Here is a 13,355-nt window from a genome sequence, read left to right as displayed (position 1 = left end):
CCATCCGATCGCATGGTGTGAAAACGCTCAACGTCACCATGGTCACAGGCTCCTGCTCTGTGGACGGGTGACGTAGCCTGCTCCCATGACGCAGCCACCCTACGGACAGCCGGACCCATATCAGCCCAATCCGTATGGCCAGCCCCAGTACGGGCAGCAGCCTTCCGACCCGTATGCGCTGCCGGCCGCGCCGCAGCAGCCGATGTCGGGGCCGCCGTCCTCAGGGCCGCCCGGGTCCGGCCCGCCGTATTCGCCGACCTACCAGCTGCCGGTCTCCGGCGCGCCGACGTCCGGCGGTTACGACCCGTATGGGCAGCAGGCCGCCTACGGTCAGCAGCAGGCCTACGGCGTGCCGGTGCTCGGTGTCGCCAACGCCGGCTACGACCCGGTGACGGGCCAGCCCTACTCCGACAAGTCGAAGCTCGTCGCGGGTCTGCTGCAGCTGCTGCCGGGCCTGTTCCTGGGCCTCGGCGGGATCGGCCGGATCTACGCCGGCAACATCGCGTTGGGCATCACGCAGATCATCCTCGCGGTGATCGTGGGCTGGACGGCGATCATCTGCGGGATCTTCTCGTTCGGTCTGACCTGGATCGTGTCGTTCGGCCTGTGGGTGTGGTTCGTCGTCGACGGCATCGTCATGCTGGCCGGCCGTCCGGTCGACGGTCAGGGCCGCCCGCTGCGCCCGAACTGAACGTTCAGCCCCGGATCGTCACGCGGCCCTGAGCCGGCGCAGCAGCGTCGTCGCCGGGCCGAAGAACCGGTGTCCGAGCACGCAGTGCAGGCGGACGTGCTCGACCGGGCCGCCGGTGCTCCACGCCCGGCCCTCGTTGCGGGCGGTCGCCGGGAGCCCGCACTCGGGGCAGTCCACAAGATTCGTCGTCGTCATGTCAGCAGACACGCGGGGCCGGGCCGTCAGGCTCGGCCCCGTCGCCTACCCGACGCGGGTCAGCGGGGCAGGCGCACGCCGCGGATCGAGGCGTCCAGCACCTGAGCGGTGTGCGCGGTGCGGATCGTGCCGCCGGCCGCGCGCACCCCGGCACCGATCTGCATGAGACAGCCCGGGTTCGCGGTGACGAGCCAGTCCGCGCCGGTCGCGAGGACGTTGCCCGCCTTGCGCGCGCCGAGCTCCGCGGCCGGCTCGGGGTTCAGCACGTTCCACACCCCCGCCGAGCCGCAGCACAGCTCCGGGTCGGCGATCTCCCGCAGGACGAGGCCCGGGATCCCGCGGAGCAACTCGCGCGGCTGCGACCGGACGCCCTGCGCGTGGGCCAGGTGGCACGCGTCGTGATAGGCCACGGTGACGGGCAGCGGGTGCCGCGGCGCGACCGGGCCGAGCCGGCCCAGCAGCTCGGAGAAGTCGGCCACGTGCCCGGCGAGCCAGGCGGCGCGTGGTGCGTACACCGGGTCGTCGGCGAGCAGGGCACCGATCTCCTTCAACGACGACCCGCACCCGGCGGCGTTGACCACGAGGGCGTCGATGCCCGCGTCGGCGAACGTGTCCACGATGCCACGGGCGAACCGGGCCGCCTCGTCCCGCCGTCCGCTGTGGACGCTGAGCGCGCCGCAGCACCCCTGCCCGGGCGGGATCACCACGTCGCAGCCCTCGGCGGCCAGGACCCGCGCCGTCGCGGCGTTCACGTCGGGGAAGAACGCCCGCTGGACGCAGCCGGTCAGCATCCCGACCACGGCGCGGCGCGTCCCCAGTGCGGGCAGCCGCGCCGGCAGGGGCACCGCCCGGCGCACCGGCGGGGCGAGGGCGGACAGGGTCGACAGCCGCCCCGGCAGCCGGTCCAGCAGCGGCGAGCCGAGCCGCTGATACAGCCACAGCGGCAGCTTCAGCGCGGCGAGCCGACGCGGGTGCGGGAACAGGCCGAAGACCAGCCCGCGCAGCGCCCGCTCGGGCAACGCCCGGGTGTGCCGCTCCTCGACGCCCACCCGGGTCTGCTCGATGAGCGTGTCGTAGCGGACCCCGGACGGGCACGCGGTCACGCACGCCATGCAGCCCAGGCACGCGTCGAAGTGCCCGGCCACGGAAGGGGTCAGCGGCTCGCCCTCCAGCTGTTGCAGCATCAGCTGGATCCGGCCGCGCGGGGAGTCCATCTCCTCGCCCCACAGCGCATACGTCGGGCAGGTCGGCAGGCAGAATCCACAGTGGACGCAGTCGGACACCAGCTCGGGATCGACGAACGACATCAGATGCCTCCTACGAACCGGCCGGGCGCGAGAATGCCCAGGGGGTCGAACTGCTCCTTGACCCGGCGCATCAGGTCGAGGCCGTCGACGTGGCCCCACACGTCGACGCGGGACCGGATCGCCGCCGGCGCGGTCAGCACGACGCAGTGCCCGGCGCCGGCCCGGGTCGCCGCCCGCAGGTCGCTGACGACCCCGACGACCGAGCCCGGGTCGGTGTCGCCGGGCAGCCCCGCGTAGAGCACGCCGGTGCCGGCGGAGCCCCGGATGTGCAACGCCACGTCGTGCAGCTGGGCGGTCACCCCGGCGGCGGTCAGTAGGTACGGCACCCGCGACAGCGCCGACGTGAGCTTGATGCCGACGTCGCCGGGCCCCCACGGGTAGCTGCCCCAGCCGTCCGGCGGGGCCTCGGTGGAGGTGGCGCCGGCGCCGAGGAGCTTCTCCAGGTCGGCGGCCCGCTGGGCGACGCCGGCCGGGACGCCCTCGACGAGCGCGGTCACGGTGAGCGGGTCGGTGTCGATCTCCAGCGCGCTCGGCACGACCTGCGCGCCGAGGACCGCGGACAGCGCCCGGGCGGCGTCGTCGGGCCCGTCGAGACGCACCGAGACGAACCGGCGCGCGGCGGGCAGCGGATGGAGCCGGAACGCGCACTCGGTGACGACGCCGAGCGTGCCGTACGAGCCGGCGACGAGCTTGCCGAGGTCATACCCGGCGACGTTCTTCACGACCTTGCCGCCGGCCTTCGCCACGACGCCGTCCGCGCGCACGACCGTGACGCCGATGAGCAGGTCGCGGACCGTGCCATACAGCATCCGCCGGGGACCGGACGCGTTGACCGCGACCGTCCCGCCGATGGTGGCGCCGGGCAGCGGCTCGTCCAGGGCCAGCTGCTGCCCGGCGGGGCGCAGCGCCTCCTGGACCTGGCGCAGCGGCGTGCCCGCGCGGACCACCGCGACGAGGTTACCGGCGGCGTGCTCGACCAGCCCGCACAGCCGTGACGTCTCCAGGATCAGGTCGAGTCGCTGCGGCGGCAGCGCCCAGTCCTGCCGGGTGCCGGCCCCGCGCACCACCAGTGCGAGCCCCCCGCCGGCGGCGTCGCGGACCACCTCGGCGACCTCCTCGGTCGACCCGGGCGTGGCGACGGTGGCGGCCGGCGTCCCCGCGATCTCGGCTGTCATGGTCTAGAAGACCTCCGCGATGCCTGGTTGGTGCAGCGGATGGGTACCTTTGTGCCGTCCCGGGACCTCGCCGCACAGGCGGGGCGTCGGGAAGATCTTTCCCGGGTTGGACAGTCCCCGCGGGTCGAACGCGCACCGCACCAGTTGCATCGTGTCGAGGTCGGCGGCGCTGTACATGCTGGGCAGGTGTTTGGCCTTGTCGACGCCGACGCCGTGCTCCCCGGTGATCGACCCGCCGTGCTCGACGCAGATGTCGAGGATGGCGCCGGACACGGCCTCGGCGCGCTCCGCCTGCCCGGGGACGGTCTCGTCGAACAGCACCAGGGGGTGCAGGTTGCCGTCGCCGGCGTGGAAGACGTTGGCGACCCTCACGCCGTGCTCGTGGGCGAGCTCGGCGATGCGGGTCAGGACCCGCGGCAGCGCGGTGCGGGGGATGACGCCGTCCTGGACGATGTAGTCGGGGCTGATCCGGCCGACGGCCGCGAACGCCGACTTGCGCCCCTTCCAGAACAGGGCCCGCTCCGCGTCGTCGGCGGCGATGCGGATCTCGAACGCGCCGTGCTCCCGGCAGAACGCCTCGACCGCGGCGAACTGGGCCTCGACCTCGGCCCGCGGGCCGTCCAGCTCGACGATGAGCACGGCGCCGGCGCCGCCCGGGTAGCCGCAGTGCACCGCCGCCTCAGCGGCCTCGATGGCCAGGGCGTCCATCATCTCCACCGCGGCCGGCACCACCCCGGCCGCGATGATCGCCGAGGTGGCGGCGCCCGCCTGGTCGGTGCCCGGAAACGCGGCGAGCAGCGTGCGGACCGTCTCCGGCAGGCGCACGAGCCGCACCGTGACCTCCGTGGCGATGCCGAGCGTGCCCTCGGAGCCGACGAACGCGCCGAGCAGGTCGTAGCCGGGCGTGTCCGGGGCCCGCCCGCCGAGCCGGACCAGGTCGCCGTCGGGCGTGACGATCTCGACGCCGGTGACGTGGTTGGTGGTGAAGCCGTACTTGAGGCAGTGCGCGCCGCCGGAGTTCTCCGCGACGTTGCCGCCGATCGAGCAGATCTGCTGGCTGGACGGGTCCGGCGCGTAGTAGTACCCGTGCGGGGCCGCGGCCCGGCTGACCTGCAGGTTGATCACGCCCGGCTCGACCACGGCCCGCTCGTCCTGCGGGGCGACCTCGCGGATCGCGCGCAGCTGCGAGGTGACGATGAGCGCGCCGTCGGCGTGCGGCAGGGCCCCGCCGGACAGGCCGGTGCCGGAGCCGCGCGCCACGAACGGCACTCCGGCCTCCGCGCAGGCCCGGACCGTGTCCGCGCACTCCTGGGCGGTGCGCGGCAGCACCACGACCGCCGGCACGACCCGGTAGTGGGTCAGGCCGTCGCACTCGTAGGTGCGCAGCTGCTGCCGGTCGGTCAGCACCTGCTCCGGTTTCAGGAATCCCCGGAGTCGCGCCGCCAGCCCGTCGATGGTCATGGCATCCGGTCGTACGCCGGCAAGGTCAGGAAATCGATGAACTCGTCCGCCACCGCCACCTCCATGAACAGCGCCCGCGCCTCGCTCAGGTCCCGGTCGATCAGCGCCAGCTCCTCGTCGGCGATCCGCTCGACCAGCTCGCGCGTCACCAGCGCGCCCGTGTCGGCCAGGGTGACACCGTTGTGCAGCCATTGCCAGACCTGCGACCGGGAGATCTCGGCGGTCGCCGCGTCCTCCATCATGTTGTTGATCGCGACGGCGCCGCTGCCCTTGAGCCACGCGTCGAGATACTGCACGCCGACGCTCACCGCGTTGCGCAGCCCGGCCTCCGTCTGCTGGCCGGGGGTGTCGCCGACGGCGAGGAGGTCCGCCGCGGACACCGACACGTCCTCGCGGAGCCGGTCCAGCTGGTTGGGCCGGTCGCCGAGCACGCCGTCGAACACGTCCCGGCAGACGCCGACCAGGTCGGGGTGCGCCACCCAGGAGCCGTCGAAGCCGTCGCCGGCCTCGCGGGTCTTGTCGGCGGTGACCTTCTCCAGGGCGACCCGGTTGACCTCCGGGTCCCGCCGGCTCGGGATGAACGCCGCCATGCCACCGATCGCGTGCGCGCCCCGCTTGTGGCACGTCCGCACCAGCAGTTCGGTATACGCCCGCATGAACGGCACCGTCATCGTCACCGTGTTGCGGTCCGGCAGCAGGAAGTCCTTGCCCCTGGTCCGGAACTTCTTGATGACGCTGAACATGAAGTCCCACCGCCCGGCGTTGAGGCCGGCGGAGTGCTCACGCAGCTCGTAGAGGATCTCGTCCATCTCGAACGCGGCGGGGAACGTCTCGATGAGCACCGTCGCCCGGATCGTGCCCGTCGGCCGGCCGAACCGCTCCTCCGCGAACGCGAACACCTCGTTCCACAGCCGCGCCTCCAGGTGCGACTCCATCTTGGGCAGGTAGAAGTACGGCCGGGTGACGAGATGGTTGTGGAAGAAGTACAGCCCGAAGTCCGTCAGCGAGCCGGACGTCGGCGCCCCGTCGACCAGGATGTGCTTCTCCGGCAGGTGCCAGCCCCGCGGCCGGACGACGACGGTCGGGCGGGGCCCGTCGGTCAGTGCGTAGCGCTTCTCGCCGGAGGTGTACGACAGCGCCCCGGCATTCGCGTCGCGCAGGTTGAGCTGTCCACCGATCACGTTCGCCCACAGTGGCGTGTTGGCGTCCTCGTGGTCGGCGAGCCATACCTTCGCACCCGAGTTGAGCGCGTTGATGGTCATCTTCGCGTCGGTCGGCCCGGTGATCTCCACCCGCCGGTCGATCAGTCCCGGCGCCGGCTCGGCCACCCGCCAGTCGCCCTCGCGGATGTTTCGCGTCTCGGGCAGGAACCCCAGCGTCCCGCCGGCGGCGAGCTCCGCCTCGCGTTCCTTACGGGCCTCGAGCAGCTCCAGCCGCCGGGCGTCGAACGCCCGGTGCAGGTCTGCCAGGAAACTCTGAGCTTCTTCAGTCAGTATCTCAGCGAAGCGGCCGTCAACCGGTCCGGTAATCTCGACGCCCTGAACAGTGCCCATGTCATGACCCTATCGGCTGCGCTGCCACCCGGGGCGTGTCGCGGCGCGTGTGATATGGGAAGCTCTGGCGAACAAAACTCAGGTCCGCCAGTATCGGGTCCGTCCAGCAGGGGAGTCTTCCAACTGTGAGCGATCGGGGCAGAAGCCGCCGCACTGCGAGGTCGACCAAGGCCACTGCGCCAAAGGCGACCCCGGACACCGAGGTCGAACCGACCACTGTGGATGCGGAAAGCGACGAAACAACCCCAGCGGAGACGGTGTCGCTGGGCAAGAAGGACGACGACGCCGCCACGTCCGAGGTCGAGGCCGCCGAGGCGGCTGAGGACGCGGACGCCGAGACGGCTGAGGACGCGGACGCCGAGGCCGAGACGGCCGACGACCCGGAGGCCGCCGCCGACGCTGACGATGCCGGTGACGACTCCGGTGACGCGGCCGGCGACGAGGAGGACGCCGTCCAGGAGGCCGAGACCTCCAAGGCCGCCAAGGGCAAGAACGCGAAGGTCGTCGCGCCGCTGTCGAAGGCGGAGAAGCGCGCCGCCGCGCGGATCGCCGCCGCCAAGGCGGCCCGCCGCCGCCGCACCGGCCAGGCGATCGCCGGCACGCTCATCCTCGTGCTGGCCGTCGGCGGCGCGTTCGCCGGCATCTGGTACTTCGGCGACCGGGCCGAGAAGAACAAGGTCAAGTGCAAGCCGGTGGGCGACCCCAACGCGTTCCCGCCGCTGCTCGGCGGCATGGACAAGGCCCTGGCCACCGAGCCGAAGATCGACGCCGACCCCAATGACATCAAGGCGCTCCGGACGAAGGTGCTCATCAAGGGCGACTGCAAGACCGTCAAGGCCGGCCAGACGGTCGTGGTCAACTACGTCGGCGCGACGATGACCGACGGCAAGGTGTTCGCGGCGTCCTGGACGGACAAGAAGACGTTCGAGACCCCGGTCGGCCAGAAGCAGCTCGGCAAGGAGCAGAAGCTCCTCCTGCCGCTGGACGAGGGCATGGTCGGCCTGAAGGTCGGCACCCGCGTGCAGTTCGACATCCCGAACGCCTACGGCGAGGATCCGCCCCAGGGCGCGCCGCGCGGCACGCTGCGCTTCATCTTCGACATCCTCGACGCGAAGGACGCCGACGCGGGCGGCCTGCCCGCCGGCTTCGGCGGCTGACCCCGCACCCGCACAGCACGCCATGACGGCCCCGCCGGCTTCCCGCCGGCGGGGCCGCCGCGTTCCAACCCCATGATCCGGTCTGCTTCGGGTGGGCATCGGTGCACGGTCCCTCCCGGATCGTGGGAAGCGGGCCCGGGCTGGGTACGGTCGAGGCATGACTGCTGTGCTGCTGACCGGGGCGACCTCGGGACTGGGGCGGTGGCTGGCGCCGCGGCTCGGGCAGGCGGGCCTCACCGTGCTGCTGCACGGGCGGGACGCCGGCAAGGTCGACCGCGGCGTCGACGAGGTCCGGGCCGCCGGAGGAACCGCCGAGGGCTTCGTGGCCGACCTCGCGAGCCTGGCCGACGTCGACCGCCTCGCCGCCGCCGTCGGTGCCCGGGGCGACCTGACGGTCCTGGTCAACAACGCCGGCGTCGGCTTCGGGGAGCCGGGTGGCCCCCGGGAGGAGACCGCCGACGGGCACGAGCTGCGCTGGGCCGTCAACTTCCTCGCCCCGGTGCGGCTGACCAGGGCGCTGCTGCCGACCCTCGCCGCCAACGCGCCCGCCAAGGTCGTCAACGTCGGGTCGCTCGGACAGGAGCCGATCGACTTCGCCGATGTCGAGCTGGTGCGGGACTACGACGGGATCACCGCGTACCGCAGGTCGAAGCTCGCCCTGGCCGCCTGGAGTTTCGCCCTGGCCGACGAGCTGGACGGCCGCGGAGTCAGCGTCAACTGCCTGCACCCGGCGACGTTCATGGACACCCAGATGGTTCGCGACTACGGCGCCGCGCCGCTGTCGACGGTGCGGGAAGGCGGCGAGGCGACGCTGCGGCTGATCGTGGAGCAGGGCGGCACCGGCGGGTTCTTCGACGGCATGCGCCCGGCGAGGGCCCACCCGGACGCGTACGACCCCGAGGTGCGGCGCGGGATCGCGGCGCTCACGGCGTGACGGCGGCCGCGCGCAGCCGGGCGACCACGCCCGGGTGGGGCCAGCCGCGCAGGCGGAACCGCTCCGGGGCCAGGCCCGGCTCCGGGTCCAGGTCGACCTCGCGGGTGAGGGTGTCCCAGGTGACCAGGAACGACCCGAACGACACGTAGTCGGCCCGGGGCAGCAGCGTGTCGACGCCCTCGGTCCAGGTGGCGAGGGAGAACACCGAGCGGTCCGGGCGTTCGGCGACGGTGAGTGTCGCGGCGAACGGGTCCGTGTCGGTGTCGGTGCCCAGGTGTGCCGCCTGGGTGCCGTACTCGGCGGCGGCCATGAGGACCTCCGAGCGGTGCACCACGGCATGCAGCGGATGGCCCGCCGGCGCCTCGTAGGGCACGACCGCGCCGGCGGCGTCGACCGTGTAGGCCATCGTCGAGATCGGCCGGGCCGCGTCGCGGTACTCCTGCTCGACCGCGCCGAACAGCGCTGCGATGCCGTCGGAGGAGGCGGCCAGGAGCAGCCCCGTGGTGTCGGGCACGAACGCGACCGGTGGGCCGCCGACCCGGCCCGCCTGCGCGGCCAGCCAACCGGGCAGGAGCAGGTGCGAGGCGCAGTACGCGTCGCCGTCGTCCACCAACCGGATGACCGCCGCGCCGGCCCCCGCGGCGGGCCTCGGGGCCGGCTTCGGGGCCGGCGTGGTGGGCGACCACGGCAGGTTGCGGCGCGCGCGGTCGTGGACCAGGGACGCCGGCACGCCCCACTGCTCGAGCTGCCGGGTCGTCACGTACATCATCGACGTCGGCTGGTCGACCGCGACGACCTCGTCGAGCATCGGCAGTGCCGGGCGGCGCACCAGCGACGGGGACCCCGCGGGCACCCCCAGCCCGAACGTCACCGCCCGCAGCAGGGGCCGCAGCAGCGGCGCGACCTCGTCCCACGTCTCGGGAGCGCCCGAGGGGAAGACGACCGCGGACAGGTAGCGGGCGATGCGCTCCCGCCGCTCCTCCCGGCCGGCGTCGCGGCACTCGCGGAAGATGTTGCCGAGGTACGCGATCGACGGGGACCCGCCGCCGGTGGGGTGCCGCACGTGGATGGCGAACTGGTCGCGGTCATAGCGGGCGTCGGCGACCCCGGCGTCGCGCAGTGCGGTCAGCACTTGCCGGGCGAAGCGGTCCTCCCGGCTGCCGAAGATCCCCATGGGCAGGCACGCTACCCGTCGGTGGGGTGTTTGTTTGGTCCCGGACCGGCAAAGCACAGGCGTATGAGCAAACCGACTGTCGGAGCGGCGTTGATCGCGAGACTGGCCGACTGGGGTGTCGACACGGTGTTCGGCCTGCCCGGTGACGGGGTCAACGGGATCATGGAGGGCCTGCGCCGCAACGCCGACCGGATCAGGTTCGTGCTGGTGCACCACGAGGAGGCGGCCGCGTTCATGGCGGTCGCGCACGCCAAGGCCACCGGCCGGCTCGGCGTGTGCCTCGCCACCTCCGGCCCCGGCGGCATCCACCTCGCCAACGGGCTGTACGACGCGAAACTCGACCACGCGCCGGTCCTGGCGATCACCGGCATGCAGGAGTCCAGCGTCATCGGCACCGCGTACCAGCAGGAGGTCCACCTCGACCGCCTGTTCTCCGACGTCGCCGAGTACAACGAGACGGTCGCCAACCCCGCGCAGGTGCCGGCGCTGGTCGACATCGCGGTCCGCACCGCCCTGGCCCGCCGCGGCGTGGCCCATCTGACGGTCCCGAACGACGTGCAGGTCGCGACGGCCGGGGACAACCCGTTCGACGAGGTCGGGCCGGTCCGCGACCCGGCGACCGCCCCGGTGTGGGTCGCGCCGCCGGTCCGGCCCGCCGACGACGACCTGCAGGCCGCCGCCGACCTGCTCAACAACGCCACCAAGCCGGCGATCCTGGCCGGTGCCGGGGCCCGCGGGGCCGGTCCCCTGGTCGAGCTCGTCGCCGACGTGCTCGGCGCGCCGATCGTGAAGTCGCTGATGGGCAAGATGGTCGTGCCGGACGACTCGCCGTTCGTGCTCGGCGGCCTCGGGCTGCTCGGCACCGCGCCGAGCGAGGACCTGATGCAGGAGTGCGACGCGTTGCTGATGGTGGGCACGAACTTCCCGTACACGAAGTTCCTGCCGGCGCCCGGTCAGGCGCACGTCGTGCAGATCGACGTCGAGCCGACGCGGGTCGGCACCCGCATCCCGACCGACGTGCCGCTGGTCGGCGACGCCGCGGCGACCCTGGAGGCGCTGCTGCCACGCCTGCGGCGGCGCACGGATCGGCGGCTGCTGCAGCGGTACCAGGAGAAGATGCGCGACTGGCGCGAGCGCCTGGCGGCCACGGAACGACCCGACCGGGACCCGATCGCGCCGCAGTTCCTGGCCCGCACCCTCGACCGCGTCGCCGCGCCGGACGCGATCCTCACCTGCGACTCCGGCACCGTCACCACCTGGGCGGCCCGGCACTGGCAGGCGACCGGCGGCCGCGAGTTCTACCTCTCCGGGACCCTCGCCTCGATGGCGCCCGGCCTGCCCTACGCGATCGCCCTGCAGCACGAGTACCCCCGCCGCCAGGTGATCGCATTCGTCGGCGACGGCGGGTTCGGCATGCTCATGGCCGAGTTCCACACCGCGGCCCGCTACGGGCTGCCGGTGAAGGTCGTCATCAACGACAACAACGCCCTCGGCATGATCGTCTGGGAGCAGATGGTCAACGGCTTCCCGGAGTACGGCGTCCGCTACGGCGACCCGCAGCCTGACTACGCGGCGTGGGCGCGCGGGTGCGGCGGGTACGGCGCCCGCGTCACGGACCCAATGGCGCTCGAGTCGATCCTGGGGGAGGCCCTGGCCTACGACGGGCCGGCGCTCGTCGACGTCGCGGTCGACGCCGACGAGCCCCCGATGCCGGCGAAGGTCACCTATCAGCAGGCGGTGAAGTTCGCGGAGGCGTTCGTGCGCGGCCAGCCGCACAAGGCAGCGATCGCCACCACCCTGCTGAAGGACCGCATCACCCGCCTGTGAGCCGCCGGTGCCGGCCCTGGACCCGCAGTGATCGCACCCACAGGCGGCTCCGCCCGACGGTCATCGTGATGCCGCCGGGGATGTCCAGGCCGCCGAGCCCGGCGACACCCCCGACGAGGACGACGCCGCCGATCGCGAGCAGGCCGGTCCCGGTCAGCAGGTACACGGTCGCGTCCTGCTCGTTCGCGACGCTCTGCTGTCCCGTGGTCTGCGCCGTGCGGACCATCGGGACGTCCGGTCTTCGTGCCTGCGCGGCGCTCAGTGACCCGACCGCGATGGCGGCGCCGGCGACGCACACCCATGCCCGAGTTCTCATATTCGCGCACGCTAGGTCGTAAACGGGTGACTCGTCGCTCACCCCGTCCCACCTGCGGGAGGTGAAGGAACCTCTCACCCGTGGCATTGTGGGCCGGTGCTGATCTACAAGATCCTGCTGCCGGCCGAGTGGGCCAGCTTCGAGGCGAACGGCCGGTTCGACGGCTCGCCCCTGGACCTGCGCGACGGCTACATCCACTGCTCGTCGCGCGATCAGGTCGCCGGCACCGCGCAGCGCTACTTCGGCACCGAGCCCGACCTCGTCGTCGTCGCCATCGACGCGCAGACCATGGGCATGTGGCTGCGCTGGGAGGCCTCCGGCAACGGCCTGTTCCCGCACGTCTACGCACCACTGCCGCGCGCCGCCGTGGTGGCCGTCCACCGCATCGCCGGCGCGTCGTCGGTGGACGAGGTCGTCCCCAGTTGACCTTGGAGACTTTCCACGCCCTGGCGTGTCGAGGTCGCCAAGGTCGACTCGGCCGTCAGAGTCGCTGCTCCAGGACCTGCCCGGGCCAGTCGGTGCCGGTGGGCAGCCGGACCGTGAAGGTCTCCGTCGGGGTGAAGCCCTGCCGGCGGTACCAGTCGACGAGCGCCCGGTCGTCACCGGCGTAGCAGTCGACCCGTAGCAGGCCGATCCCGCGCCGGACCGCCAGCACCCGGGCGTGGTCCAGCAGCATCGAGCCCAGCCCGCGGCCCTGCCGCGCCCGGTCGGTGACGAGGAGGTTCACGTACAGCTCGGGCTCGTAGACGACCGGGATGTGCTCCGGTGCCTCGCCCACCACGAGCGCGCCCACCACGGCCCCACCGATCTCCGCGACGTGCAGGTGACCCTGCGGGACCCAGCGCATCATCGCGGTCAGCCGGCGCGGGTTGGTCGAGTGCGGCTCGGTGCCCCACTGCCCGGTGCGTCCCAGCCCGACCAGCCACCGGGTCGCGCCGTCGAGCAGCGCCAGGACGGGTTTGACGTCGCTGAGGCCGCCGGGGCGGATGTGCGCGTCGGCGCCCAGCAGGGGCAGCTCCAGCTCCAGCTCGTCGTGCAGCGCGATGCCGAACTCGCCGGTCTCGGCGATCTGCGGCTTGCGGAGCCGGGCCCGCTGGACGGCGCCGGGGTGCACGGCCCGGACGCGCAGCCCACGGCGCTGGTAGAAGCGCAGCGCGTCGAGGTTGTCGTTGGTGGTGATCAGCCACAGCCGGGTGCAGCCGGCGTCGGTGGCGACCGCTCGCGCCGCCTCGATCAGGGCGGTGCCGATCCCGCGATGCGGGCGAACGGCGTCGATCGTGACAATTTCGAGACCGGTCGCGGCGATTTCAAAAGTGAGCAATCCCACCCGTGTCCCGGCGTTGTCACAGGCGACCAGTCCCGGCAGCCGGTCCGCGTCACGACCGTTTCCTCCCGTGATGACATGGACCGCTCCCCACGAATTCGTGAGCAGTTCCTGAATCCAGGGCAAATCGTCGCCGACGACGGCTCGCACGCGCATTCGGGCACCTTATCGGGGAATCGAATTTCGCGGATGCTGCCAAATTCGCGACACTGCAATGCGCGGTGCGTTGGGCCATGATGAC

At 72.7% G+C, this 13,355-nt stretch carries 13 protein-coding genes; 5 read left to right on the top strand and 8 right to left on the bottom strand.

Features of this window, described 5'->3' with window-relative positions; translation table 11 throughout:
- The first annotated feature begins 85 nt into the window (after nt 1-85).
- On the top strand, nt 86-691 hold the full coding sequence (locus Dsi01nite_RS57710; protein WP_239136479.1) for a hypothetical protein: 606 nt from the start codon (nt 86-88) through the stop codon (nt 689-691).
- 18 nt (nt 692-709) lie between these two features.
- Here the strand turns inward: Dsi01nite_RS57710 and Dsi01nite_RS38480 are convergent, their stop codons facing one another.
- Genes Dsi01nite_RS38480 through aceB form a run of 5 tightly spaced genes read right to left on the bottom strand, consistent with a single transcriptional unit; the run spans nt 710 to nt 6,382 of the window.
- Nucleotides 710-886, bottom strand: coding sequence for a hypothetical protein (locus Dsi01nite_RS38480; RefSeq protein ID WP_203851310.1), 177 nt, complete (start codon nt 884-886; stop codon nt 710-712).
- Nucleotides 887-945: 59 nt separating this feature from the next.
- Complete coding sequence (locus Dsi01nite_RS38475) at nt 946-2,193, bottom strand: (Fe-S)-binding protein (RefSeq protein WP_203851309.1); 1,248 nt, start codon at nt 2,191-2,193, stop codon at nt 946-948.
- Nucleotides 2,193-3,368 carry an FAD-binding oxidoreductase gene (locus Dsi01nite_RS38470; protein WP_203851308.1) on the bottom strand — a complete coding sequence of 392 codons (1,176 nt, stop codon included), beginning with the start codon at nt 3,366-3,368 and terminating at the stop codon, nt 2,193-2,195. Before Dsi01nite_RS38470 ends, Dsi01nite_RS38475 begins: the two co-directional genes overlap by 1 nt.
- Nucleotides 3,369-3,371: 3 nt before the next feature.
- On the bottom strand, nt 3,372-4,829 hold the full coding sequence (locus Dsi01nite_RS38465; RefSeq protein ID WP_203851307.1) for an FAD-linked oxidase C-terminal domain-containing protein: 1,458 nt from the start codon (nt 4,827-4,829) through the stop codon (nt 3,372-3,374).
- Nucleotides 4,826-6,382: a malate synthase A gene (gene aceB, locus Dsi01nite_RS38460; RefSeq protein WP_203851306.1), complete on the bottom strand. Its 1,557-nt coding sequence runs from the start codon at nt 6,380-6,382 to the stop codon at nt 4,826-4,828. The genes Dsi01nite_RS38465 and aceB overlap by 4 nt, the downstream gene beginning before the upstream one ends.
- Nucleotides 6,383-6,639: 257 nt before the next feature.
- On the opposite strand from aceB, the gene Dsi01nite_RS38455 reads away from it, so the two are divergent.
- Together Dsi01nite_RS38455 and Dsi01nite_RS38450 are read left to right on the top strand one after the other, a co-directional pair.
- Complete coding sequence (locus Dsi01nite_RS38455; protein WP_203851305.1) at nt 6,640-7,539, top strand: FKBP-type peptidyl-prolyl cis-trans isomerase; 900 nt, start codon at nt 6,640-6,642, stop codon at nt 7,537-7,539.
- A gap of 157 nt (nt 7,540-7,696) precedes the next feature.
- Entirely contained in the window at nt 7,697-8,473 is a 777-nt protein-coding gene (locus Dsi01nite_RS38450; protein WP_203851304.1) for an SDR family NAD(P)-dependent oxidoreductase, read from the top strand.
- On the opposite strand, the gene Dsi01nite_RS38445 is transcribed toward Dsi01nite_RS38450, so the two are convergent.
- Nucleotides 8,463-9,647, bottom strand: a complete 1,185-nt coding sequence (locus tag Dsi01nite_RS38445) for a DUF1444 domain-containing protein (protein WP_203851303.1) — start codon at nt 9,645-9,647, stop codon at nt 8,463-8,465. The genes Dsi01nite_RS38450 and Dsi01nite_RS38445 overlap by 11 nt on opposite strands.
- 63 nt (nt 9,648-9,710) lie before the next feature.
- Between Dsi01nite_RS38445 and Dsi01nite_RS38440 the strand changes: the two genes are divergently transcribed.
- Entirely contained in the window at nt 9,711-11,474 is a 1,764-nt protein-coding gene (locus Dsi01nite_RS38440) for a thiamine pyrophosphate-dependent enzyme (protein ID WP_239136478.1), read from the top strand.
- On the opposite strand, the gene Dsi01nite_RS38435 is transcribed toward Dsi01nite_RS38440, so the two are convergent.
- Nucleotides 11,461-11,790 (bottom strand): hypothetical protein, encoded by a 330-nt coding sequence (locus Dsi01nite_RS38435; protein ID WP_203851302.1) that lies wholly within the window; start codon nt 11,788-11,790, stop codon nt 11,461-11,463. The two genes, Dsi01nite_RS38440 and Dsi01nite_RS38435, sit on opposite strands and share 14 nt — an antisense overlap.
- A 96-nt stretch (nt 11,791-11,886) precedes the next feature.
- Between Dsi01nite_RS38435 and Dsi01nite_RS38430 the strand changes: the two genes are divergently transcribed.
- Nucleotides 11,887-12,216 carry a DUF952 domain-containing protein gene (locus Dsi01nite_RS38430; RefSeq protein WP_239136477.1) on the top strand — a complete coding sequence of 110 codons (330 nt, stop codon included), beginning with the start codon at nt 11,887-11,889 and terminating at the stop codon, nt 12,214-12,216.
- Nucleotides 12,217-12,271: 55 nt separating this feature from the next.
- Here Dsi01nite_RS38430 and Dsi01nite_RS38425 read toward each other — a convergent pair whose 3' ends face one another.
- Nucleotides 12,272-13,270 (bottom strand): GNAT family N-acetyltransferase, encoded by a 999-nt coding sequence (locus tag Dsi01nite_RS38425; protein WP_275423448.1) that lies wholly within the window; start codon nt 13,268-13,270, stop codon nt 12,272-12,274.
- Nucleotides 13,271-13,355 lie beyond the last annotated feature (85 nt).

It is taken from the genome of Dactylosporangium siamense (assembly GCF_016862795.1).
GTDB classification, from domain to species: Bacteria; Actinomycetota; Actinomycetes; order Mycobacteriales; family Micromonosporaceae; genus Dactylosporangium; species Dactylosporangium siamense.
Note: the sequence above shows the minus strand (reverse complement) of the source record. Positions and strands in the feature narration are given on the sequence as shown.